Here is a 22,537-nt window from a genome sequence, read left to right on the forward strand (position 1 = left end):
TCATGCGGCGCGCGGGCGGCATCATCCTGCTCCTTGCGATGGCCTGGACGACTGTCGCTGCGGCTGCCGACCGGGCCGACCAGGCGGCGGTGGTCGACACCGACCTGCGGGTGGCTGGCGGCTGGCTGTACGCCGACATCCAGCTCCGCGACGTCCTGGACATGCGCACCGCCAGCACCATCGACAGCGGGCTGTCGGGAATCTGCGCCTACGAGGTCACCTTGCTCGGCCCGGGCGACGCGGCCCTGGGCCGCCGCACCTGGACGCTGCACCTCGAGCACGACCTCTGGGAGGACCGCTACCTCGTGCGCGGCGACGGGGGCACCCACGATCTGCCGAGCCTGGCGGCCATGGACTCGCTCTGCTCGCGGATCCAGGATCTCCGCCTGCTGCCGCTGGATCGTCTCGATCCCGACACCGAATACCGTCTGAGCCTGGTCATGGAGGTCCTGCCGCTGGCGGCCGAGGACCAGGACCGCCTCTCGCACTACATCAGCCGCCGGGGCGGTGGCAACCGCGAGGAGCTCGACCTCGACCTGGGTTCGCTCTTCGGTCGCCTCTTCACCGGCGGGCGCGCCGGGCGCACCTCGTTGGCCTACGAGGGCCCGCCGTTCCGGCCGCGCAGCCTGGAGGTGTCGCCATGAGCGTGCGCTGGCGGTTGACCCTGCTCGTTCTCTTCGCCACGGTGGTGCCCGTCCTGACCGGCGTGCTGGTGACACGGCAGCTGGTGCGCGAGGTGCTGGAGGTGGGCCTCAGTCCGCAACTCGACGCCGCCCTGGAGGCCGGCGTACGCCAGGCGCGCGAGGCCTATCGCTGGCAGCGGCGCGACCTCGCCGACCAGGGCGAGGCGCTCGCGGCGATCTGGGCCGCGGGTGGCGCCGAACCCGGCGCCCGGCGGGAGGCCCTGGCCCGCGCCCTTGGCACACGGCTCGACGGGAGCGAGCGGGTGGTGCTGATCTCCCACACCGGTGAGCAGAGCCTGCTGCAGGCGGGGCAGGTCACGGTCGACGATCTCCAGCGCGCCCCCGACGCGCCACCGCGGGCAGTGGACCTGGAGATGGCGCTGGGCGAGGGCTGGCGCCTGCAGCTGGCCGCCCCGGTGGGCACCGAATGGCAGGACGACGCCTTCCTGCTGGCGGAGACGCTCCAGGTGGTGCGCGGCCTGCGGTTGCAGCAGGGCCAGCTCGAGCGCATGTACTGGCTCCCCTTCCTCGCGCTCTTCCTGCTCGCGCTGGCGGTGGGGCTGGTGGCGGCCTGGCGTCTGGGCCAGGGCATCACCGAGCCGGTGCATCGCCTGCTGGCGGGGACCGAGGAGGTGGCGTCCGGCCGCTGGAACGTCCAGGTGCCGGTGGCGCGCGAGGACGAGCTGGGCCGGCTGACCGCGGGCTTCAACACCATGGTGCGCACCCTGAACCTGCAGAGCCGCCGCCTGGTGGACCTGGAGAAGATGGCCGGCTGGCGTGAGATGGCGCGGGCCCTGGCCCACGAGGTCAAGAACCCGCTGACCCCGATCCAGCTCACGGTGGAGGAGATTCGCGCGCGCTACCCCGGCGGCGACGCCGAGTATGCGGCGCTGCTCGAGGAATGCACGCGCATCGTGGTGGAGGAGGTGGAGAGCCTGCGCACGGTGGTGGCCCGGTTCCGCGAGTTCTCGCGCCCGGTGGAACTGGAGCCCGTGCCCACCGACCTCGGCCAGCTGGTGCGCGACGTGGCCACCCTGCAGCGCGACCTCACGGTCACCGTGACGGTGGCCGAGGGGCTGGAGCCCGTGCTGGCCGACCCCGACCGCCTGCGCCAGATCCTCATGAACCTGGCCGTCAACGCCCGCGAGGCCACGCGCCAGGCCAGCGAACCGCGTCTCGACCTGTCCGTCGCGGCCGAGGCCGACCAGCTGGTCGTCACCATCGAGGACAACGGCCCCGGCGTGCCACCCAACGAGCGCGAGCGTATCTTCGAGCCCTACCGCAGCGGCAAGGCCGGCGGCCTGGGGCTGGGGCTGGCGCTGGTCAAGGGGATCATCCTGGCGCACGGCGGCACCATCACCGTGGATGCGGGCCGCTGGGGAGGCGCCCGTTTCACCATCCGACTTCCCCGCCGTCGCACGGCGGAGACCCTGGAGCAAGACCATGCCCGCTAGAATCCTGGTCGTCGACGACGAGACCAACATCATCCGCAGCATCGAGCTGATCCTGGGCGGCGAGGGCATCCAGGTCACCGGGGTCGGCTCGGGCGAGGACGCGCTGGCGACCCTGGCCGCACAGGAGTACGACGCGGTCCTCCTGGACATCAACCTGCCGGGGCTCGACGGCATCGAGGTGCTGCGCCGGCTGCGCAAGGACCATCCCGTCCTGCCGGTGGTGATGGTCTCCGGTCACGCCACCATCGAACGCGCGGTGGAGGCCACCCGCCTGGGCGCGCTGGATTTCATGGAGAAGCCCTTCTCGCGCGACCGCGTGCTGCTGGTGGCGCGCAACATGCTGGAGCTGCAACGCCTGCGTCAGGAGAACATGCGCCTGAAGGGCGACCCGCTCGGCAACCTCCTCGGCCGCAGCCCGGCCATGCTGCGCCTCCGCGAGGAGGTGGCGCGCATCGGCCCCACCGAGGCCCGTGTGCTCATCCGCGGCGAGAGCGGCACCGGCAAGGAGCTGGTGGCCCGGGCGCTCCACGACCTGAGCCCACGCGCGGACCGGCCGTTCATCAAGCTCAACTGCGCCGCCATCCCGCACGAGCTCATCGAGACCGAGCTCTTCGGCGCGGTCAAGGGCGCCTACACCGGGGCCAGCGCCGCGCGCGAGGGCCGCTTCGCCGCCGCCAACGGCGGCACCCTGTTCCTCGACGAGATCGGCGACATGAGCCAGGCCGCCCAGGCAAAGGTGCTGCGCGTCTTGCAGGAGGGCGAATTCGAACCAGTGGGGTCGACCCAGACCCGCACGGTCGATGTGCGCGTGCTGGCCGCCACCCACAAGGACCTGCGTCTGGGGGTGGAGGAGGGCTGGTTCCGCGAGGACCTCTATTACCGACTGGAAGTGGTGCCGGTGACGGTGCCGCCGCTGCGCGACCGGCCCGGCGACGTGCCGCTTTTACTCGACTTCTTCCTCCAGCGCTTCGCCACCCAGCACGGCGTGACCGCGCCCACCATCCACGCCGCGGCGGCCAAGCTCCTGGCGGCCCACGCCTGGCCGGGCAACATCCGCCAGCTGATGAACGTGGCCGAGCGCCTGGTGATCCTGCGCCACGGCCTGGAGGTGACCCGTGAGGATCTGCCCGACGAGGTCCGCGACCCCGCGGCTTGCAACGCCCGCGCCACGGGCGGCGAAGCCACGTTGCGGTACGCCAACCTGCCGCTGCGCGAGGCCAAGGAGGCGCTCGAGCGCGATCTGATCGGCGAGGCGCTCGCGCGTCACGAGGGCAACGTGACCCGGGCGGCCCGCGATCTCGGCCTCGAACGGACCAATCTGCACAAGCGCATCCGAGCTCTGGGCTTGCGAGACGACGACGGGGAGGATGGATCGTGACGCGACGGGACCCCGTTCTGGTGCTGATCGTACTCCTGGTCGCCGGCGCGGCCCTGGCGGTGCAACCCCAGCGACCCGTCGAGGGCGAGGGCAGCAACTTCCATCTGTTCGCCGGCATCGAGCACCTGAAGCTGGACCTCGACCCACGCGGCAGCGAGGAGTTCGTGACCGCGGGCCTCGACCCCACCGTGGACACGGCCTCGGTGGTGCTGGGCGTGGGCTGGATCTTCGCCGCACCGTTGCGCCTGGATCTGGCGGTCAGCGCCTGTGAGGCGGACCTGGACCGCACCGAGGTGGACGGCTACGTCGTGCGCGCCCTGGCCGACCTGCACGTGGCGCTGCTCGAGAACCGCCTCGCCGCACTCGAGGCCACCGCCACCGTGGGCACCCTCGGCCTGGCCTACGATGGTCTGCCCGAGGCGGAGTTCATCGGTGGGTACGAAGCGGGTTTCGGCCTGACCGCCCGGATCGCGTTCCTGGGGCCGCTCGGCCTGGAGGCCGGCTACCGTCTCCTGGTGGGACGATTCGCACGCACCACCTTCGAGCTTCCCGACGGGGATGCGATCAGCGTCCATCCCACCGCCCGGAGCCAGACCTTCCGGCTCCTCCTGCACATCGATCTCTAGGGGCCGTGCCGTTTCGTCACGGTGTGCCGGCGCGCCGTGGCCTCGGGACACGGCCGCGTGGGGCGGCAGGTTCCAGGCTGCCCGCCCATTCCCGCGCTTGATCTCGCAAGACATTGCAGTGGAGCAATTTGAGAATTGTCTCGGTGAGGCTGACACGCCCGTTCAGAGTGGCATGCCCGGTGCAGTACCGGTCTCGTGACGGCGACATCCGCCGCCCGAGACCGGAGGTCATCCATGCTGCACCTGGCCGACATCCACAAACGCTACGGCCGTCTCACGGTGCTCGACGGCCTCTCGCTACGCCTCGACCGCGGCGAGATCTACGGTCTGCTCGGCCCCAACGGCGCGGGCAAGTCCACCGCGCTGAAGATCTGCACGGGCCTGGTGCGGCCGGACCGCGGCACGGTGTGGATCGAAGGGGTCGACCGACGGCTCCAGCCCGCGCTGGCCAGGCGTCTCGTGGGCGCCCAGATCGACCAGCCGGCGTTCTGGGGTTTCCTCTCGCTGCGCGAGAACCTGCAGCTGCTGGCTCGGCTCCAGGGCGGGCCGGTGGGTCAGGTCGACGACCTGCTGCACACGGTCGACCTCCAGGACCGTTCTCGCCGCCGGTTCCGCGAGGCCTCCACGGGTATGCGGCAGCGTCTGGGCCTGGCGGCGGCGCTGCTCGGCGAGCCCGACCTGCTGGTGCTGGACGAACCGGCCACGGGCCTCGATCCCCAGGGTCGCGAATCATTCCTGGGACTGATCCACCGGGTCGCCGCCGAACGTTCGTTCACCGTGCTCCTGACCAGCCATGTCTTCGCCGAGGTGGCGGCGCTCTGTGATCGGGTAGGCATGCTGTCACGGGGGAGGCTGGTCCATGAGGGATCTGTCGGCAGTGAGCACGAATTGCGCGAGTGCTACTTCGCGCATACCGGCGGACAGGAGCACCGGACATGGGCGTGATCGGCATCCTGGGCAGCGAATGGCGCCAGTGGCGGCGGCGTGGCGACGGGCTGGTCGCAGGCTGGGTCCTGCTGGTGGGGGCGGGGCTCTATGGCTGGTTGCTGGGCGCGCTCCTGCAGACCCGGGGACTCGGCGTCGGCCTCATGGACCTCGCCGGGCTCGAACGTGCGGGCTTCCACCTCGCCTTCCGCATCGAGCGCGACCTGTTGCTGGTGATGGGCCTGCTGCTGGTGCAATGGGGCGCGGACGCGGTGGCCGGCGAACGCGACCGCGGCACGTTGCGCCTGCTGGCCTTGCGTGCGCCGCGGGCAGCCCTGCCCCTGGGCAAGGCGATGTTCTACGGGGTGATCATCCTGGTGATCGCCCTGGCGTTGCTGGGGGTCGCTCTCGTGGTGGGCCACAGCACCTTCTCGTTGACCGCGATCCAGGCGGGATCGGTGACCCTGGTCTCGCGTGGCGAGTTGTACGGCGCCGGGTGCGCGGCGACCCTGCTGACCGTGCTGCCCCTCTGTTCGTTGCTGGCGGTGGCGGTAGCGGTGTCGTCGCTGGCGCGCTCCTCGGCGGTGGCCCAGGCGGTCACAGTGGGCCTGGTGCTCGCGCTGACGGCGGCGGCCTCGTTGCCGGGCGTGGGCGCGATGTCCTTCCTGGCCACGGCGACCTGGCCGTTCCAGGTGGCCGCCAACCTTGCGGCGGGCCTGCGCACCCTCACCTTCGGCGACCTGCTCTGGCAGCACATCCTGGTCAACCTCCTCTGGATCGCCGGCAGCCTGGTGACGGCCGTGGCGGCGTGTCGGCGAAAGGATCTGGCGTGAATCTCATGCTCCCTTTGAACGGCTGGCGGTGTCGGCTGGCGGCGGGTCTGCTCCTGCTGGTGCTCGTGATCTGGGCCGCCAATTCCGCAGCCGCGGCCACGGAACAAGGACGGCGGTTCCAGGATCATCTGCTCGAGGTGCCGGGACCGGTCCAGCTCACCATGTACGAGGACCTCGATGCTGACGGTCTGGTCGACGTGCTGGCGGTGTACGGTCCGGCCGACCCGCGGCTGCCGGCCCGCGACCTGGCGGTGTTCTTCCAGCGGGCCGACGGTTTTGCCGCGCGGGCCGACTTGCTGGTGACGTTGCCGGACATCGTGGCGGTCATCGATGTCGGCGAGGTGACGCTCGCATCCCCGGGCCGCGAACTCCTGCTGCTCGATGGTGCGGGTATCTCGTGGCTCGCGCTGCCACCACCCACGGAGCGCGCCGGGGAGCACCGCCTGGCCGCGGCGGGCAAGCCGCTGGTGGCCGTGGATTCGATCTACGCCCACGCCCAGTGGAACGCGCTGATGACCGTGGACTTTGCGCAGTGCCTGGACGGTGCCGAGCAGGCCACCCTGCTGATCCCCGTCACCACGGGCTACCGCCTCTTCTACCCCGACGAAAATTACGCCGCGGGCCAGGACCTCGCCGCCGAACACGTCCACCGGCTCGTCGACGGCGAGTACACCGTGGTGCCGGCCGCCATCCATCTGGCCGATCTCGACGGCGACGGTCGGCAGGACCTGGGCTTCTCGTTCCTCGACCGCCTGGTGGTGCACCGTCGCGATGGCGGTCGCTTCGGCCACCGGCCGTGGTTCGTGCGCGACCTGGCCATCCTCGCCCCCATGGATTTCCAGAGTCCCGAGCCCGTGGACGAGCTGGTGGGCCTGCGCCTGATGGACGTGGACGGCGACGGCCTGGCCGATCTCATGGCGGGCAAGGTGGTGGTCCAGGAGAAGGCCGTGGTCCACGACAAGCAGCAATACCAGTTCTATCTCAACCGCGGCGGAGGCACGTTCGACGCGTTGCCCGACGAGGCCTTCGTGCTGCGCAATCTCGACGAGCCCGAGCTGCTCGACCTCGACGGCGACGGCCGCCTCGACCTGGCCACCGGCTATTTCGAGCTGAGCCTGGGCAACATCGTCAAGGCGCTGCTGACCAAACGCGTCGGCATCGACCTCGCCTTCTTCCTGCGCGAACCCGACGGCTACCCCGACCAGCCGCAGGAGGAACGCACCTTCGACATCCGCATCTCGCTGGCCAACATGGACGAGAACTTCACCCCGGCGGTGGACATCTCCGGCGACTACGACGGCGACGGCCGCAAGGACTTCCTGCTGCAGACCGACGACCGCAAGGTGGCCATCTTCCTCGCCGCCGGCCGCCGCGCCGACAAGGGCGAGCTCTACGCGCGCAAGCCCTCGTTCGAGCTCGAGACGCCGGGTTCGCCCCATCTGACGGCTCGCGACTTCAACCAGGACGGCCTGACCGATCTGGCCTTCGACCGCTTTGCCGACCGCGAACCCTTCGCCACCAGCTGGATCAACGTGGTCCTCAGCCGCCCACACCCCACGGTCTCTGCTTTTCACCAGAGCCGCTGAGAGGATGACGTCGCTCATGCGCAAACCGCTCGCAGTGCTCGTCATCGTGCTCGCCGCTGCCGCCGTGCGCGTCGCTGCCCAGCCGGCCGCCCCGGTGCTCGGCCGCATCGTCTTCTACGGGAACCAGGCTACCCGCGAGTGCTACCTGCGGCGCGAACTGCAGCTCCAAGAAGGCGACCGCTGTACCGCCGCCGACCTCGCCGCCGCCCGGGCGCGTGTCGAGTCCCTGGACTTCATCGAGTACGCCGATCTCCAGCTCCGACCCGGCGCCGATGGCACCGCCGTGCTTCTCGTCCAGCTCGAGGAGGGCCGGCGCCTGCAGGTCGACCTCATCGACACCTACGACCGTCTGCCGCGCTGGACCGAGGGCTTTTTTGGCCCGGGCGCCACGGTGCGCAACTGGCGTGGTCGCGGCGAGACGCTCGCCGTGAAGACGGGCCTGCCGCTGAACGAGGCCGCCTCGCTGCACTGGACCATCCCCTGGCTCTTCGGCCGTCGCGACTCGGGGATCTACGTCGAGGGCTACTGGCACCGCTTCGACTTCAGCTATGAGCACGTGCGCACCTTGGACCGCGGCTACGAGTTGGGCCTGTGGCGCCGTTTCGGCCAGCGCTGGCTCGGCGAGGTCGGCTTCAACCACCGCTGGCTGCGCACCGACCAGGCCGCAGCCGCGTCCCCAATGGCCGGCGCGGTGACCGACCCCACCTTGCGCGTGGGCCTCGGCTACGACAGCCGCGACGTCCGTGCCTATCCTCGACGCGGCTGCCACCTCCAGGCCGAGTACCGACTCGGCCGCCTGGGCCACGGCGACCGCTACGACCTCGCCCGGGCCAGCGGCCTCGGCTTCGTTAGCATTCCATACCTGGGCATCCTGGGCCAGCGCGTGCAGTGGCAGGCGGGTGGCGAGGCGCTGCCCTATTACGAGCGGTCGTATCTGGGTGACCCCACCGACCTGCGCGGTTACACGGGCGGCCAGATCCGCGGTGATGCGAGCCTGCTGTTCTCGCTGGAGGTGCGCCGGCCCATCCTCGACCTGGTATTCGACCGCGAGAACGCCATGGTCCTCGGCGTCCATGGTTTCGGCGATCTCGGTGGCGCCTGGAACGCGGGACAGCACGTGGGCGACACGCGGTTCGGCAAGGGATTAGGGGCGGGGCTGCACCTGGTGCTCGGCCAGGGTACCATGCGCCTGGAATGGTCGCAGAACGATCGCCACGAGTCGCAGTGGACCTTCAGCCAGTTGGCGAGCTTCTGATGCGTCGATTCAGCGCCGGTAACGGCCGGAGTTGAGCCGCCAGATCGCCGCCAGTCGGCCGCGGGCCAGCAGCGGCCCGGAGATGGCCAGCTGCAGGTCGTCGTAGAGCGCGGAGAGGTGGCCGTCCGCGAGGCCGTTGCGGCCGGTCTGGAGGGTCCGGTTGTAGCCCGGGGGCAGATCGCGCTTGATGTGCCCCGGCCGCCACTGCTCGGGGATGCCCTTGTAGGGGATGCGGGCCAGGAACGGCTCGGTGATGGCCAGGCGGTCGGTGATCCGCTTGTCTAGGCCGACGAAGTAGCCGTAGAACCCCACGTTGACGAACCCCACCAGCTCGCGGTCGCGGTTGCTTTGGTGGCGGCCCTCGCGCGCCCATTCGTGGTCGGGGAACTTGTCGGCGGGAGTGTGCAGGCGGGCCCAGAGCGAGGTGGTCGGGAAGTAATAGCCGCGCTCGTCGGCCACGCCGTGGCAGAATTCCTCGTCGGCGAAGGAGAGCGGGCTGTTGAGCGGCGTGTGCGGCAGCAGCGCCGCGGCCAGGAGTGCGGCCAGATGCGGCGTCCAGCGCCAGACGCTCCCGGGCAACCGGTCGGCCTCGCGGGCCAGCAGCGCCACGGCGATCAGGAAGGGCGCGGCGAGGAAGCGGCCGAGCATGAAGTCGGCGCCGGTCCAGACCAGGTAACCCAGGTGCAGGGCGAGGCCCGCGGCCAGGCTCCGGGTGCTCCCGCGCGCGAGCATGACGCCCAGTCCGCCGGCCAGGACGGCCAGGAGCACCGGGTCCTGCCGGTGGCAGCCGAGGTAGGCGAGCCCCTGCTGGACGAGGAGGTCGCGGGGCAGGCCGGTGGCGAGCTTGGCCAGTGCCGCGTTGGGCCAGGGCGAGCCGTAGTAGAAGAGCGCCCAGGCCGACCAGATCGCCAGCGGCGCCGCGGCTGTTGCGAGCAGTCGCAGCCAGGCGCGGCGGGGCCAGAGCCGGCGATGCCGGATCCCGGCGTGCAGGAGCGGCGGCAGCCAGAGCAGCAGGAGGTCGTGCCGGACGAGCAGTGCCCAGCCGGCCAGCAGGAAGAGACGGCGCACGGGCGCCGTGGCCGCGCCTGCGGCAGCGTCGGCGGCCATGGCGGCCTGGTACTGGATCAGGAGCAGCCCGCAGGCCAGGAAGACGAGGGGATTCTCCAGCCCCGAGGCGGTCCAGTCGAGGAAGCCGTTGGCGCCGACCATCAGGAGCACTCCCAGCAGCCAGGCGCGATCCGAGCCGACGGCACGGCGCAGGACCACCAGCAGCGCCGCGAGACAGGCCAGCGAGAGGACGAGGACGTTGGCGTAGGGGTCGGACGAGACCAGGCGCAGCGGCGCCTGCAGCCAGAACCAGAGCACGCTGGTGTAGACCTGCACCCGCTCGCCGGGGTTCCAGACCGGACCGTGGCCCGCGCGGAGCTGGTCGAGGACGCGGAAGTTGATGTAGGCGTCGTCGCAGACCCAGGCATTTTTGAGCCAGACCAGCAGGATCAGCAGGCAGCCGGCGGCCAGCAGCAGGCCTGGTCGGGGCATCCTGGCGGCCGCCGCGGCCGGACCGGACTCTTGCTCGTGATCACTCTTGAGGCTCATTAACCACGCTCTCATATGGCATTACGGCCGTGTGCCGGCATGCGGCGCGACGGATCCAGCTCATCGTAGCCGTTCGGTCAGGAAAAACCACAACCTTCCGGGCCGCGGCATGATCGGTGTGGTGGCGGCCGGGCCAGGCCTGCGTGACGTCACCACCCCTTGCCAACGAGACTGATCCGGTCTATGTACCGGCCGCTCCTGGCATCCTTGGTGCCTGAGCCGATGAGGCCATCACAATGATGGTCAATCGAATACCAAGATTGCGGAGGTTCGCAATGCCTACGATTACTGCCGCACCAATACGGGTTGCTCTATTGCTGATATTCATCGCGACCACCCTGGTGCCCGTGACCGCTACGTGCCAGGAACTCCGGGCGACTCTCTTCACCGAAGTGGACGGCCTGATCGCGCAGGGCGAGGAGGTCCGCGCCGACGTGCTGGCGCCCAAGAGCTGGGGCAAGGCGATGGAACGCTACGTCGCTGCCGAGCGCAAGCTCGCCGACGGCAAGAACCTCGACGACATTCGCAAGGATCTGAACCAGGCCACCGGTCATTTCAAGGATGCCATCCAGGCTACCGAGCTGGCCATGGTCACCCTGGCGACTCCCTTGAAGGCCCGCGACGATGCCATGAGCGTCGATGCGGCCCGCGCCGCCACCGAGTTATGGCTCGCGGCGGAAGCCAAGTTCGTCGAGGCCGGTCGCAAGCTCGAGGAAGGCGATGTCAACGATGCCCGCAAGAAGGGAGCCGAAGCCGAGTCCTTGTTCCGCGACGCCGAGCTGTCGGCCATCAAGACCTCGTTCTTCGACGAGACCCGCAAGCTGCTGGCCCAGGCTGAGCAGGAGAAGATGACGAAATACGCGCCGCTGACCCTGGCGCGCTCGCGGTCGCTGCTGGCCGAGGCCGAAGCGGCGCTGAACGAGAGCCGCTATGATACCGATCGTCCCCGCTCCCTGGCCATGGAGGCCCGGTACGAGGCCCTGCATGCCATGCATCTGGCCAAGCTGGTGAAGCTGACCGAGGACAAGGTCATGAGTCGGGAAGAACTCATGCTCGAGACCGAGAAGCCGCTGGCCCGCATCGCCGGTACCCTCGATCTGCGGATCGGGTTCGAGGAGGGTTTCGCCAAGCCCACCGAGATGATCGTGGAGACCATCGAGCACCGCGAGACGGAGCAGGATCGGCTGGCAAGCGAGGTGCGTGATCGCGATGAGCGAGTCAACATTCTGACCGCACAGGTGGTCCAGCTGGAGGCCCAGCTGGGTGGAGCCTCCGAGGCCCAGAAGGCCTTGCAGGCCCAGATGGAAAGCCAGGAGATGGCCAACCGTCATTTCGCTCAGGTCGAGCAGGCGTTCACGCGTGACGAGGCCCGTGTCCTGCGCGAGAGCGGCAACGTGGTCATCCGTCTGGTGGGCATGAACTTCGCATCGGGGCAGGCCGTGATCCGGCCGGATAACTTCACCTTGTTGACCAAGGTGAAGGAGGCCATCGCCATGTATCCGGACGCCTCGATCATCATCGAAGGCCACACCGACGCCTACGGCACCGATGAGGCGAATCTCAAGCTGTCCCAGAAGCGCGCCGACGCGGTCGCACAGTACCTGCTGGCCAACTCGAACCTGGTGGCGAGTCATCTGGATGCCGTGGGCTACGGTGAGACCAAACCCATTGCCAACAACGAGACAGCGGAGGGCCGGGCGAAGAACCGGCGGATCGACATCGTCATCACCCCCGCCAAGTGACGCCTGTTCTCGGTGTCGACGGGCCGGCCTTTCGGGGCCGGCCCGTTCTTGTGCCCTGTCGGGCCCATGGTGTACACCGAGCCGGTTGACTCGGTGACACGTGTCGCGGACAATCTGCCTGCCGGTATGCTACATCCACCACACGCTGAGGAGATCGCCATGCGAGCCGGATTCATCGGGATGGGAAATCTGGGCCGCGCCATGGCCGGCCGCCTGCGCGAACAGGGGGTGGAGCTGACGGTCTGGAACCGCACGCCGGAGAAGGCCCATGCCCTCGGCCTGCCGCTGGCCGACAGCCCGGCCGCGCTCGTCGGCGACGTGCCCGCGGTGCTGCTTTGCCTCGCCGACAGCGACGCGGTGGAGGTGGTCCTGCGCGGCAAGGACGGCCTGCTCGCGGGCGATTGCGCGGGCAAGCTGATCATCGACACCACCACCAACCACCACGCGCCGGTCCTGCTCTTCCACCAGCTCTGCCGCCAGAAGGACGCGCGGTACGTCGAGGCGCCGGTGGCGGGCAGCGTCATCCCGGCGAGCACGGGCAAGCTGGTGGCCATGGCCAGCGGCGAACCCCGCGACGTCCATGCGGCGCGGCCCTTGCTCGAGCTGCTCACGGTCTCGATCCACGAACTGGGCGCGCCGGGCCAGGCCACGCGCATGAAGCTGATCAACAACCTCTGCCTGGGCACCATCATGGCGGTGCTGGCCGAGGCGCTGGCCACCGCGGAGGCGGCGGGGCTGGATCCCGAGCAGGCGCTCCGGGTCCTCGGCGAAGGCGGCGGCAAGTCGCAGGTCCTCGACGCCAAGCGCCAGAAGCTGCTGGACCGCGATTGGTCGCCACACTTCTCGGCGGCCATGATCCACAAGGACCTGCACTGCCTGCAGGACCTGGCGCGTGAACTGGGCGTGCCGCAGCACCTGGCCGGCGTGGTGAAGGAGCAGTATGCGCGGCTCCTGATGAAGGGGCGAGGCGACGAGGACCTGGCAGCCATCTTCGATGTCTTCAGGTCGGGATAGGTTCACCCTGTCCGCAGGCGCGTACCCATATCCAGGAGGCCCCCTTGCTCAAGTTCTACGGCTACGACAAGTGCGGAACCTGCCGTAAGGCCCGGAAGTGGCTGGACGCGCGCGGTCTCGTCTACCAGTTCGTCGACATCACCGAGACCCCGCCACCGAAGGCCCTGCTGAGGCGGCTGCTGAAGGTGTATGACCGCAAGGCGCTCTTCAATACCTCGGGTGTCCAGTACCGCGAGCTCGGCATCAAGGACCGGTTGCCGGGCCTGACCGATGCGGCGGCGGTCGACCTGCTGGCCGACAACGGCAGGCTCTGTAAGCGGCCCATGGTGACCGACGGTGCGCGGGCCACGGTGGGTTTCCAGGAGGACGTGTTCGCGGCGACGTGGGGCTAGGCCGGCCGGACCGTCTCGAGGATCATGGTCGCCCAGCCACCGGCCATCTCTGCCATGCGGCTCCTGAGGAGCCATCGGCAGCCAAGTCCTGGTCCGCGCACGAGACACGCGGGAGTTCCACTCATGACCATCACGATCCTCGTCGACAACCACCCCGGGCAGGACCTGACCGCGGAACACGGACTGGCCTTCTGGATCGAGACCGACCGCGGCAACATCCTCTTCGACACCGGTCAGGGCGACGCGCTGCCGGCCAACGTCGACGCGCTGGGCATCGACCTCTCGGCCGCTGACCATGTGGTCCTCAGCCACGGTCACTACGACCACACCGGCGCGTTGCCGTTCGTCCTGGAGCGGGCGCCGCGGGCGATCGTGCACCTGCATCCGCAGGCCACCGGTGCGCGGTTCAGCATCCACGAGGGAACCGTGCGACCCATCGGCATGCCGGCGGCGGCGCTGGCGGCACTGGCGGCCTGGCCGGCCGCGAGGGTGCAGCACGTCCTGGCGCCCTGCGAACTGGCGCCGGGGATCGGCCTGACCGGACCGGTGCCGCGAATGAGCGCGTTCGAGGACACCGGCGGCCCGTTCTTCCTGGACCCCGACGGTCTCGAGTCCGATCCCATCACCGACGACCTCTCGCTCTGGATCGACACGCCCGATGGGCTGGTCGTCTGCCTCGGTTGCGCGCATGCGGGAGTCGTGAACATCCTGACGCATATCCGGCAAGTCACCGGCCGCGATCAGGTGGACACGATCGTGGGCGGGATGCACCTGGCGGCCGCGAACGAGGCGCGCCTGCAGGCCACGGTTGCGGCGCTGCGAACACTCGGTCCGCGCCGGATCGTGCCGTGCCATTGCACCGGCGACGCGGCGACGGCCTTCCTGGCTGCCGAGCTGGGAAAGATGGTGATCCCCGGACGGGTGGGACAGCTGGTCTAGCCACGAAGAGCCGTGGCCCAGGCCCACGAGGACGCCTGGCCTCCCGAGGTCAGTGGCCGCTTTCGGCGCCGGAGGCGGCCTCCAGCAATTCCGCCACCGAGGGTTTGCCCGGCACCCGCGCGTGGTTGCCGAAGCCGCGCGCCTTCTCCACGCGGTCGCCCACCGCGATCCGGAAGAAGGCGCGGTTCTCCACGGACACCAGCTTGTCGATGATCCGGCCATCATCGGTCTCGATGATCAGATGCTCCACCGGGGTGAAATCCAGGGTGAGCCGGTCGATCCAGGTGGTCTTGATGTCGCGGACCGTCCCCGCATAGGCGCCGTACCGGTCGGTCAGGAAGTCGAGGCCCACCACCGCCTCCAGGGCGAGCCAGGCGAGGGCCAGGACGATCACGGCCACGACGGCGGGATGGCCTCGGACGCGGAGTCTCCAGCGACTCTTCATCGCACGAGAACGAGCTTGGTGGTGTCCTGTCCGCCTGGCGTGGCGAGGCGGGCGAGGTACACGCCCGACGGCATCCCGCGTCCCAGATCGTCCTGTCCCCGCCAGGTCACCGCATGGTCGCCGGCGCCCTGGACTCCCGCCACGAGCATGCGGATGCGGCGGCCGCCGACATCGTGGATGGTGACCTGCACCGGGCCGGCGGTCGTCAGGCGGTATCGCAGGGTGGTCTGGGGGTTGAAGGGGTTGGGGTAGGCCGTGAGGACCGCGGGTGTCGGCGGCGTCTGTTCCGCCACCGCGGTGACTGCTTCGCAGGGTGGCCAGGCCACGGCCAGGGTCGAGGCGGTGCCCACGGCGATGGCCAGCCCGTCCTTGATGGCGATGCTGGCGGCGTCGGCCAGCAGCACGGTCCCGCCCAGGTATTGGTCGGGCATGCCGTCGACCAGGCCATAGGCCTCCAGGACCCCGGAGCCACCGCCGAGCCAGAGCAGGTCGCCGGCCACGGCCACGCTCGCGGCATCGCCCATGGGGTCGAGCACGCGGCTGAGGACCGGAGCGGTCGGATCGCTCACATCCACGATCCGCAAGCCCTCGAAGACGGTGCCGGCATAGACGTAATCGCCCCTCACCGCGAGGCTGAACGCTTGGCCGGACAGATCCACGGTTCCCTGCTGGATCGGCGCCGTGGGCTCCGCCACACTGACCACGTGGAGCTGCGTACCGGTCCCGACGAGGTAGAGATGGTCGCCGGCGGCGACCACATCGGTCAGATGATTCGACACGTCCAGCGCGGCCACCTCGGTGGGCTCGGTGGGCTCGGCCACGTCCAGGACGACCAGGCCGCCGCCACAGGCGGCGAAAGCCAGGGACCCCGCCAGCGCGATGTCGTTGACCGCCCCGTGGTCGAGGTCCACCGATCCCACGATCCGGGGCGCGCCCGGTCCGTCCAGGGACACGATCCGCACGCCGTCAAAGTCGGCGACGAAGGCGTGCGTGCCGTTCACGGCGACCCCTCGCGCGCTGCCCGGAGTATCGACGACGGCCAGCGGCGTGGGCTCCTCCGGGTCGGCGAGGTCCACGATCTGCAGGCCGGCCAGTCCCGCGGCGATGCAGGCGCGGTCCCCGGCGAGGGCCACGTCGGCCGCGGGCGCGGCGAGAGCGAACGACGAGGCCAGGGGCGCCGGCGCGAGATGGGTCGCATCGAAGATCTGCAGGCCCCACTGGAAGTCCGCCACGCAGACCCGCGGACCCGCCACCGCCACGCCCATCGCCCAGTCGGCCGTGGGGTACTGGCCGACCACCACGGGCTGGTCGGCATCGGCCACGTCGACGATGACCAGGCCCGTGGCCCCGTCGGCGACGAAGAGCAGATCATCCTCCAGGGCCAGGTCCAGGGTCTGACTGGCCATGGGGACGGAGGCGCGCTCGACCGGCGCCGAGGGCTCGGTGAGGTCGTAGATCCTCACGCCGACCTGGTCGTCGGCCACGAAGGCCCGATCGCCCTGGACCAGGATGTCGTACACACCACCGGAGATGGGCAGGGTGGTCACCAGGGACGGCGCGCCGGGGTCGGCCACCGACACCACCGCCAGGCCGCTGTCAGATAGGAGCACGTAGGCGTGTTCGTGAGCCACGTCGATGCGGACGACGTTGGGGGGCAAGGCGAGCGATCCCACCGGCAGCGAAGTGTCGGCGAGGGGCTTCGCGAAGATCTGCAGGCCGTTGCTGTCGGCGACATAGATGTGGCTCCCGGTGGCGGCGAGGTCGTGGGCATACCCCGGAGTGGGGATGGTGGCGGTGATGGTGGGCGCCTCGGGATCGCTCACGTCGACCACCTCGAGACCAGCGCTGCCGGCGGCGGCGATGACCTGGTCGCCCAGGACCAGCACATGATGCGGGTAGTCGTGCAGGGTCACCGAGCCCGCAACCTGCGCCGTGCCGTCGGCAGCGAAGGCCACCACGTGCAGGTCGCCCGAAAGGTCGGCGACGTAGGCGAGGTCCCCGGCCAGCGCGACGTCGAAGGCCATCTCGGGCGGCTGGAACGCCCTGGTCTGCCAGGAGAGGTAATCGCGGTAATGGAGGCATTCCTGGGCCTGGATCGACATGGGCAAGATCAGCAGGGTCAGCAGCAACCCCGCCAGCGGGCGGATCGTGTGGTTCAGCATGGTTCATCCCCCATGAGCCAGGTGCATGGTGGCCGGTTCTTGTCGTTCCGAACTGGGTGGGCCTGAGATGATTCTACGCTATCGTCATTCGCCGGACAACCCGGGGAAGCGGTCAGGACTCAAGCCAGAATGACGAACTATTTGCTCCCGGATCCAGTCTCTCCGCCGCATTGACAACCCACCTCCGTTTCCCTTTGGTGATGATGAGCCCCAACCCGACACGACCCCGGACTCTGGAGGGAGGTCCACCATGTACCGCTCTATCCTGATCCTGCTGGCCATCACCGCGATGCTCTGGTTCGCCGGCTGCGCCGACGACCCGGCTTCCGGCCCCGCCGCCCCGGACAAGGTGTCCACCGGCGACATCCTCGATCCCCTGGAGCTGATCGACACCCACATCCTCGACGGCGAGGCCGATCCCGAGTTCCCCGACGATCCCCAGGTCTACCCCTACTACATCGTCCACCACGGACCGGAGGCGGGTATTTACCCCTTCACGTCCGGCGATACGGTGCCCGACGGCGCCTACGTCGTCCTCAAGGCCCTGACCTGGAGCGAGGAGCCCGCGCCGCAGGCATTCCACGTCCAGGGGGTCTTCCAGGCCGATGCCTGGATCCTGGGCGGGGTCCACTACCAGTTCCAGAGCACCTACAGCCGCGCCGACCTCAAGCCCGGCTGGTACGCTCCGTACCGGAGCCTGGCCGCCGACACCCTCGGTTTCGAGGTCGGTCCGTTCCACTACGCGGTCTCCATGCGCGGGCTCCTGGATCAGGGTCCGGGTGACGGTATCCGCGATCAGACACCGGACGTCCTGGAGTTCGATGCGAACTTCCCGCCGTGCATCCAGGACATCGAGCTGGTCAACCTCTCCCACGATCCCGCCGCGATCCCGGCTACGGCCGACTGCACCGGGCAGGGCGATCTGGCGGAGGAGGCGTTGCTGGAGATCTACAGCGACCTCGACGACGGCTATGACCCCGACAACGATCCCGGGCAGTTCAGCTACGACACGTGGATCTCCGAACCCACGCTCTGGGTCGACCCCGCCGGCCGGCGCATCCGCTACGACGAGCCGCCGCAGCCCGGCTGGGTCGAGATCCTGGCCCTGCCTTACCGGATGGTGCTCTACCTCCACGGCCGGGACCATCTCCAGGAGTTCCCGCCGGCGCAGCGGATGGTCGAGCGGATCAAGGCCTGGAGCTACCAGATCGACCACGAGGCTGATCCCGAGAACCTGCTGCGCGAGGGTCCGGGGCAGGACGACATCGACCTGCGCTTCAGCCTCGATCCCGACGAGGATATCTCCGTGCCGCCCTTCGGCGAGGGCTTCCTCACCGAGGAGGGCGTCTGGGGCCTGGCGTTCGAGGTGAAGGTGCCGACCATCCTGATGATGATCGGGGAGGAGGGGTACTGGTATTATCTACTCAGCCTGAACGGCGCTCCCGAGCGCCCGGCCGATCCCGACGAGTGGCCCGCCTGGCAGCAGGACCCCGCGGTCCGCGACGCCCGGACGTGCTGGGACCTGACCACCCTGGTGTTCGGCGCCGGCGCGGTCCAGGCCGTGGCCTGGGACCAGGCCGCCTGCGACGAGCAGCCCCGCAGCAGCATGTACCACTATTACGACGGGACGCGCATCCCCACGCCAAACGGCCGGATCTGCGAGGAAGGGTTCTACGATTCGGAGGAGATCCGCGAGCTGAACGGCATCGAGCTCGATAACTTCGCGGCGCCGAGCAACGACGGCCTCCCCCTGGTCAAGCCCTTCCGGATCGTGATGCACCGCCCGGACGGCTCGAGCATCGAGGAGCAGACCCCGCCGCCGGGTTGGGTCGACGCCAAGCCGCTGGACGAGACGTCCTTCCGGACGCACCGCTGACGGTTCATCTCGGGGCCTGCAACTCCCCGGGAACGAAGCGGCGGCCGAAACCTCCGGGTTCCGGCCGCTGCCGCCGTCAGGAGCGGGTTCAACTCACCTCGTCCAGGAAGCTCCCCAGCGCCGCCGTGAACGCCGCCGGCTGGTCGATGAACGGCCAGTGCCCGCTGGGTGCGATCTCCAGCACCGGCACCCGCGACTCGGCGAGCTGCCGCCGCGATTCGGGACTGGCGCCCCCCGGTGCTCCGGCCACGTAGACCCGCGGACAGGCGAGGCGGGCCAGGCGCTCGGCCAGGTCGCCGGTGCGCGCCGACCGCTCCACCAGTTCGCGGCTGTTGAGGTGGTAGGCGGCGGGGTCGGCCTGGCACAGGCTGGCGTAGTAGCCGCGCTGGGCGGGGTCGTCCAGGCCGGCCTGATAGACGCGCTCGCGGAGTTCGGTGAAGCCGCCGGTAGCGAAGGTCACCAGATCCTGGGCGGCGGCCTGGCCGCTGAAAGTGCAGTCGTCGGGACTCTTGTTGCCGTCGATGTCGACCACGCCGCGCACCAGCGCGCGGTGCCGTTCGGCGAGCAGCAGCGCCACCACGCCGCCCATGCTGTGACCGGCCACCGCGACCGGGCCCTGGGCGAGGTCGCTGCAGAGGTCGGCGAGCAGGTCGGCGTGGTCGGCCAGCGAGAGCGGGGAGGTCTGCCAGGCGGTGCGGCCGTAGCCGGGCAGGTCGGGGACGAGGTGGTGCCAGCCGGACAGCTCGGGTCGGTCGAGCACGTCCTCGAAGCAGAGGCCCGACTCGCCCAGACCGTGGATCCAGAGCAGGGTGCGGTCGCGCCGGTCGCTGCCGGACTGGCGCAGGAAGACGCCGTGATGCAGGCCGTGGCGCATGGTCGCCTCCTCGTTGCAGGGCGCCGCGAACACTGGTAAGGTGCTGCGAACGATAGGCGCCCCGGACCCCCGGCGCCAGCCCGGCCGCGGCCGACATCCCCGAGGTTCGTCCCATGCGCAGATTCTTCCTGCTGCTCGTGCTCGCGAGCGTGCTCGCCGGTATCGCCTGGTCCCAGGATCCGGCGCCGGTGCGCGAGCCCCGCCTCCTCGACTACCACACCATGACCGACTGGCTTCCCGAGACGCCTGGCGTGACCAGCGGCGCCGTGGGCGGGTTCATCAACCCCGCCACGTGGTCCACCCTCCAGATGGGCCGGCCCGAATTCGCCTTCTGGTGGAACGACCGCTCGGTCCGCCGCAATTCCCTCGACAACTGGGGCTTCTCCACCAGCGGCTGGCTCGGTTTCGGCGCCAACAGCCAGGTCTACGCCCTGGGCGGCGAGACCTACCGCGTGACCGACTGGCAGCTCGGCCTCTCGGGCGGCGACCGCCGCAGCCGCCTCGGTCTGGCCTACCGCTGGGCCACGGGCGACGACCAGGAACTGGGACGCGAGGATGCCCTGGTCGCGGGCCTGTTGAGTCGCCCGCATCGCCTGCTCTCGGTGGGCATGTCCGGGACCTGGTCCATGCAGTCGCGGGCGCGTCAGGGCGTGTTCGACCTGGGCCTGCGACCCCTGGGCGACGACAAGGTCACGCTCTACGCCGACTACACCCTGGCCACCACCGACCGCTGGGACGACGGGCTCTGGGGCGCCGGCGTCACGGTGCGGCCGGTGCCGGGGCTGCACCTGGGCGTGACGGCCCGCGACGCGCCGGGATCGAGCAAGGTCGACTGGGTGGCCAACGTGGGCGTGACCCTGGAGGATCTGGGCTTCCACTGGCTACCGCGCTGGAACACCGACGGCGACCTGGCCCGCAGCTCGTTCCTGGTCCGCAGCAACCCGCCGGTGCGCAACCTGACCAACGAGTTGCGGCTGCCCACCGAGAAGCAGAAGCTGCGCCTGGCGACGTTGAACCTCGAGAACAAGTACCTCACCTACCAGCGCTACCAGTACTTCGACGAGCGCCGGGTGGCCTGGCTCGAGCTGTCCCAATTCCTCGACGCCGTGGCGCAGGACGACCAGCTCGGCGGGCTGCTGATCAACCTCAGCGACTTCCAGGCACGGCCATCGCTCGTCTGGGAATTCCGCCAGCGCCTGCTCGACCTGCAGGCCCAGGGCAAGCAGGTGATCGTCCTGGCCAACCGCCTGGACATGGTGGGCTACTACATCGCCTCGGTGGCCGACCACCTGATGCTCGACCCCGAGGGCGTCATCGTGCTGCAGGGCATCGCCAGCGGACGCACCTACTTTCAGGACATGCTCGAGAAGATCGGTGTCGGCTACCAGGAGCTGCGGTACTTCAAGTACAAGTCGGCGGCCGAGGTCGGCGCGCGCATGGACATGTCCGAGGGCGAGCGCGAGCAGCGGCAGCGCATGGTCGACGTGATCTACGAGGAGATGCGGGCCGGCACGTGCGCCGCGCGCCATCTCACCCATGACCAGTACGACGCGCTGGTCGACGACGAGCTGGCGCTGCTGCCGGACGAGGCCGAGGCCGCGGGTCTGATCGACGCTGTCGGCAGGCAGGCCGAACTCATGCAGTGGCTGCGCAGCGAGCGCCATGCCACCTTGGCCGGGCCGCATTACGCCTACCTGCCCGGCGCCTATCCCGAGGAGCACTGGGGCGAGCCCGAGCGCATCGCCGTGGTCTACGCCGTGGGCGGCTGCATGATGGACGAGGGGATCAGGGGTCGCGCCACCGGCCGCTTCCTCAACGGGCTGGTGAACGACCCCTCCGTCGCCGCGGTGGTCCTGCGCGCCGATTCCCCCGGCGGCGACCCCCTGCCCAGCGATCTGGTCGCCGGCGCGGTGCGCCGTCTGCGCGCGGCGGGCAAGCCGGTCATCGTCAGCCAGGGCGACGTGGCGGCCTCGGGCGGGTACTGGATCAGCATGGACGGCGACGAGATCCTCACCACGCCGCTGACCATCACCGGCAGCATCGGGGTGATCGGCGCCTGGATCTACGTCGATGGCCTCGACGAGAAGCTGGGCCTGCACTACGACGGCCTGCGCCGCGGTGACCACGCCGATCTGCTGCGCAGCCTCACCGTGCCCGGCCTCGGCCTCCAGCTGCCGCAACGGGCGCTGGACGAGAAGGAACTGGACATGGCGCGCACCTTCATCCTCAAGGCCTACGACGGATTCGTGTCCCAGGTGGCCGAGAGCCGCGACCTGCCCGAGGATCGCGTGCGCGAGCTGGGCCAGGGCCGGGTCTGGATGGGCGAGGACGCCATCGAGCGCGGGCTCTGCGACCAGGTTGGCGGCCTCGGCGAGGCCATCGCCCTGGCGCGCGAGAAGGCCGGCCTCGACACCGACCGCGAGGTGACGCTGCTGGAATACCCGCCGCGACCGCTCATCGACTGGTCGGCGATCTTCGGCAGCCGGGGCGGCTTGCTGGGCTTCCCGTTCGGCCTGACGCAGCCGGCCGAACAGGTCCTCGAGCGGATCGCGGCAGCCGCACCCTGGGCCGGTACGCCGGAGGATGCGCTGGCGGGTCCGGATTCCGGGCGATTCGATTACGCCCTGTGGTTCCTGGAGTCGCTGGGCCAGCAGAACGGCAAGCCGCGGGTCGTGCTGCCTCCGGAGTCCTTGCCGACCGGCTGGGATCTGCCCGACTAGCCCCCGGCGGTGGCCGCACCGAGCCCGTCGTACCTCAC

At 69.8% G+C, this 22,537-nt stretch carries 18 protein-coding genes; 14 read left to right on the top strand and 4 right to left on the bottom strand.

The window, feature by feature from the left end; translation table 11 throughout:
• Nucleotides 1-2 precede the first annotated feature (2 nt).
• From IFSED24_RS18405 to IFSED24_RS18440, 8 genes are all read left to right on the top strand, one after another.
• Nucleotides 3-644: a hypothetical protein gene (locus tag IFSED24_RS18405; protein ID WP_491332950.1), complete on the top strand. Its 642-nt coding sequence runs from the start codon at nucleotides 3-5 to the stop codon at nucleotides 642-644.
• The gene (locus tag IFSED24_RS18410; RefSeq protein WP_491332951.1) at nucleotides 641-2,137 is read left to right on the top strand and encodes a sensor histidine kinase; all 1,497 of its coding nucleotides are present in this window, start codon (nucleotides 641-643) and stop codon (nucleotides 2,135-2,137) included. The genes IFSED24_RS18405 and IFSED24_RS18410 overlap by 4 nt, the downstream gene beginning before the upstream one ends.
• The gene (locus tag IFSED24_RS18415) at nucleotides 2,127-3,515 is read left to right on the top strand and encodes a sigma-54-dependent transcriptional regulator (RefSeq protein WP_491332952.1); all 1,389 of its coding nucleotides are present in this window, start codon (nucleotides 2,127-2,129) and stop codon (nucleotides 3,513-3,515) included. Before IFSED24_RS18410 ends, IFSED24_RS18415 begins: the two co-directional genes overlap by 11 nt.
• The gene (locus IFSED24_RS18420) at nucleotides 3,512-4,141 is read left to right on the top strand and encodes a hypothetical protein (RefSeq protein WP_491332953.1); all 630 of its coding nucleotides are present in this window, start codon (nucleotides 3,512-3,514) and stop codon (nucleotides 4,139-4,141) included. Before IFSED24_RS18415 ends, IFSED24_RS18420 begins: the two co-directional genes overlap by 4 nt.
• Before the next feature lie 234 nt (nucleotides 4,142-4,375).
• Complete coding sequence (locus tag IFSED24_RS18425) at nucleotides 4,376-5,086, top strand: ABC transporter ATP-binding protein (RefSeq protein ID WP_491332954.1); 711 nt, start codon at nucleotides 4,376-4,378, stop codon at nucleotides 5,084-5,086.
• Entirely contained in the window at nucleotides 5,077-5,898 is an 822-nt protein-coding gene (locus tag IFSED24_RS18430) for an ABC transporter permease subunit (RefSeq protein WP_491332955.1), read from the top strand. The genes IFSED24_RS18425 and IFSED24_RS18430 overlap by 10 nt, the downstream gene beginning before the upstream one ends.
• A gap of 5 nt (nucleotides 5,899-5,903) precedes the next feature.
• Nucleotides 5,904-7,484: an FG-GAP repeat domain-containing protein gene (locus IFSED24_RS18435; RefSeq protein ID WP_491335079.1), complete on the top strand. Its 1,581-nt coding sequence runs from the start codon at nucleotides 5,904-5,906 to the stop codon at nucleotides 7,482-7,484.
• Between the two features lie 16 nt (nucleotides 7,485-7,500).
• A complete protein-coding gene (locus tag IFSED24_RS18440; RefSeq protein ID WP_491332956.1) occupies nucleotides 7,501-8,739 on the top strand; it encodes a BamA/TamA family outer membrane protein in 1,239 nt (412 codons plus the stop codon).
• Nucleotides 8,740-8,748: 9 nt separating this feature from the next.
• On the opposite strand, the gene IFSED24_RS18445 is transcribed toward IFSED24_RS18440, so the two are convergent.
• Nucleotides 8,749-10,335, bottom strand: a complete 1,587-nt coding sequence (locus tag IFSED24_RS18445; protein WP_491332957.1) for a hypothetical protein — start codon at nucleotides 10,333-10,335, stop codon at nucleotides 8,749-8,751.
• Between the two features lie 275 nt (nucleotides 10,336-10,610).
• On the opposite strand from IFSED24_RS18445, the gene IFSED24_RS18450 reads away from it, so the two are divergent.
• The 4 genes from IFSED24_RS18450 to IFSED24_RS18465 all read left to right on the top strand — a co-directional run bounded on the left by IFSED24_RS18450 (nucleotide 10,611) and on the right by IFSED24_RS18465 (nucleotide 14,422).
• Nucleotides 10,611-12,077, top strand: coding sequence for an OmpA family protein (locus IFSED24_RS18450; protein WP_491332958.1), 1,467 nt, complete (start codon nucleotides 10,611-10,613; stop codon nucleotides 12,075-12,077).
• Nucleotides 12,078-12,236: 159 nt separating this feature from the next.
• Entirely contained in the window at nucleotides 12,237-13,091 is an 855-nt protein-coding gene (locus IFSED24_RS18455; protein ID WP_491332959.1) for an NAD(P)-dependent oxidoreductase, read from the top strand.
• Nucleotides 13,092-13,135: 44 nt separating this feature from the next.
• Nucleotides 13,136-13,483 carry a Spx/MgsR family RNA polymerase-binding regulatory protein gene (locus IFSED24_RS18460; RefSeq protein WP_491332960.1) on the top strand — a complete coding sequence of 116 codons (348 nt, stop codon included), beginning with the start codon at nucleotides 13,136-13,138 and terminating at the stop codon, nucleotides 13,481-13,483.
• Between the two features lie 123 nt (nucleotides 13,484-13,606).
• Nucleotides 13,607-14,422: an MBL fold metallo-hydrolase gene (locus tag IFSED24_RS18465; RefSeq protein WP_491332961.1), complete on the top strand. Its 816-nt coding sequence runs from the start codon at nucleotides 13,607-13,609 to the stop codon at nucleotides 14,420-14,422.
• A gap of 49 nt (nucleotides 14,423-14,471) precedes the next feature.
• Here IFSED24_RS18465 and IFSED24_RS18470 read toward each other — a convergent pair whose 3' ends face one another.
• Together IFSED24_RS18470 and IFSED24_RS18475 are read right to left on the bottom strand one after the other, a co-directional pair.
• Nucleotides 14,472-14,822 carry a hypothetical protein gene (locus IFSED24_RS18470; RefSeq protein ID WP_491332962.1) on the bottom strand — a complete coding sequence of 117 codons (351 nt, stop codon included), beginning with the start codon at nucleotides 14,820-14,822 and terminating at the stop codon, nucleotides 14,472-14,474.
• A 41-nt stretch (nucleotides 14,823-14,863) separates the two neighbouring features.
• Nucleotides 14,864-17,029 (bottom strand): FlgD immunoglobulin-like domain containing protein, encoded by a 2,166-nt coding sequence (locus IFSED24_RS18475; protein WP_491332963.1) that lies wholly within the window; start codon nucleotides 17,027-17,029, stop codon nucleotides 14,864-14,866.
• A gap of 250 nt (nucleotides 17,030-17,279) precedes the next feature.
• On the opposite strand from IFSED24_RS18475, the gene IFSED24_RS18480 reads away from it, so the two are divergent.
• A complete protein-coding gene (locus IFSED24_RS18480; protein WP_491332964.1) occupies nucleotides 17,280-18,905 on the top strand; it encodes a hypothetical protein in 1,626 nt (541 codons plus the stop codon).
• An 88-nt stretch (nucleotides 18,906-18,993) separates the two neighbouring features.
• On the opposite strand, the gene IFSED24_RS18485 is transcribed toward IFSED24_RS18480, so the two are convergent.
• Complete coding sequence (locus tag IFSED24_RS18485; protein ID WP_491332965.1) at nucleotides 18,994-19,779, bottom strand: alpha/beta fold hydrolase; 786 nt, start codon at nucleotides 19,777-19,779, stop codon at nucleotides 18,994-18,996.
• 113 nt (nucleotides 19,780-19,892) lie between these two features.
• Here IFSED24_RS18485 and IFSED24_RS18490 point away from each other — a divergent pair, with 113 nt between their 5' ends.
• Entirely contained in the window at nucleotides 19,893-22,499 is a 2,607-nt protein-coding gene (locus tag IFSED24_RS18490) for a S49 family peptidase (RefSeq protein WP_491332966.1), read from the top strand.
• Nucleotides 22,500-22,537: the final 38 nt, after the last annotated feature.

The sequence above is a fragment of the Candidatus Latescibacter sp. IFSED24 genome (assembly GCF_058273205.1).

What these genes read in the sequence shown, in the direction of transcription:
- IFSED24_RS18450 (WP_491332958.1), top strand. Translation starts at nt 10,611, where the DNA reads ATGCCTACGATTACTGCCGCACCAATACGGGTTGCTCTATTGCTGATA.
- IFSED24_RS18425 (WP_491332954.1), top strand. Translation starts at nt 4,376, where the DNA reads ATGCTGCACCTGGCCGACATCCACAAACGCTACGGCCGTCTCACGGTG.
- IFSED24_RS18465 (WP_491332961.1), top strand. Translation starts at nt 13,607, where the DNA reads ATGACCATCACGATCCTCGTCGACAACCACCCCGGGCAGGACCTGACC.
- IFSED24_RS18490 (WP_491332966.1), top strand. Translation starts at nt 19,893, where the DNA reads ATGCGCAGATTCTTCCTGCTGCTCGTGCTCGCGAGCGTGCTCGCCGGT.
- IFSED24_RS18485 (WP_491332965.1), bottom strand. Translation starts at nt 19,779, where the DNA reads ATGCGCCACGGCCTGCATCACGGCGTCTTCCTGCGCCAGTCCGGCAGC.
- IFSED24_RS18435 (WP_491335079.1), top strand. Translation starts at nt 5,904, where the DNA reads ATGCTCCCTTTGAACGGCTGGCGGTGTCGGCTGGCGGCGGGTCTGCTC.
- IFSED24_RS18480 (WP_491332964.1), top strand. Translation starts at nt 17,280, where the DNA reads ATGTACCGCTCTATCCTGATCCTGCTGGCCATCACCGCGATGCTCTGG.
- IFSED24_RS18455 (WP_491332959.1), top strand. Translation starts at nt 12,237, where the DNA reads ATGCGAGCCGGATTCATCGGGATGGGAAATCTGGGCCGCGCCATGGCC.
- IFSED24_RS18415 (WP_491332952.1), top strand. Translation starts at nt 2,127, where the DNA reads ATGCCCGCTAGAATCCTGGTCGTCGACGACGAGACCAACATCATCCGC.
- IFSED24_RS18430 (WP_491332955.1), top strand. Translation starts at nt 5,077, where the DNA reads ATGGGCGTGATCGGCATCCTGGGCAGCGAATGGCGCCAGTGGCGGCGG.
- IFSED24_RS18475 (WP_491332963.1), bottom strand. Translation starts at nt 17,029, where the DNA reads ATGCTGAACCACACGATCCGCCCGCTGGCGGGGTTGCTGCTGACCCTG.
- IFSED24_RS18445 (WP_491332957.1), bottom strand. Translation starts at nt 10,335, where the DNA reads ATGAGCCTCAAGAGTGATCACGAGCAAGAGTCCGGTCCGGCCGCGGCG.
- IFSED24_RS18440 (WP_491332956.1), top strand. Translation starts at nt 7,501, where the DNA reads ATGCGCAAACCGCTCGCAGTGCTCGTCATCGTGCTCGCCGCTGCCGCC.
- IFSED24_RS18410 (WP_491332951.1), top strand. Translation starts at nt 641, where the DNA reads ATGAGCGTGCGCTGGCGGTTGACCCTGCTCGTTCTCTTCGCCACGGTG.
- IFSED24_RS18405 (WP_491332950.1), top strand. Translation starts at nt 3, where the DNA reads ATGCGGCGCGCGGGCGGCATCATCCTGCTCCTTGCGATGGCCTGGACG.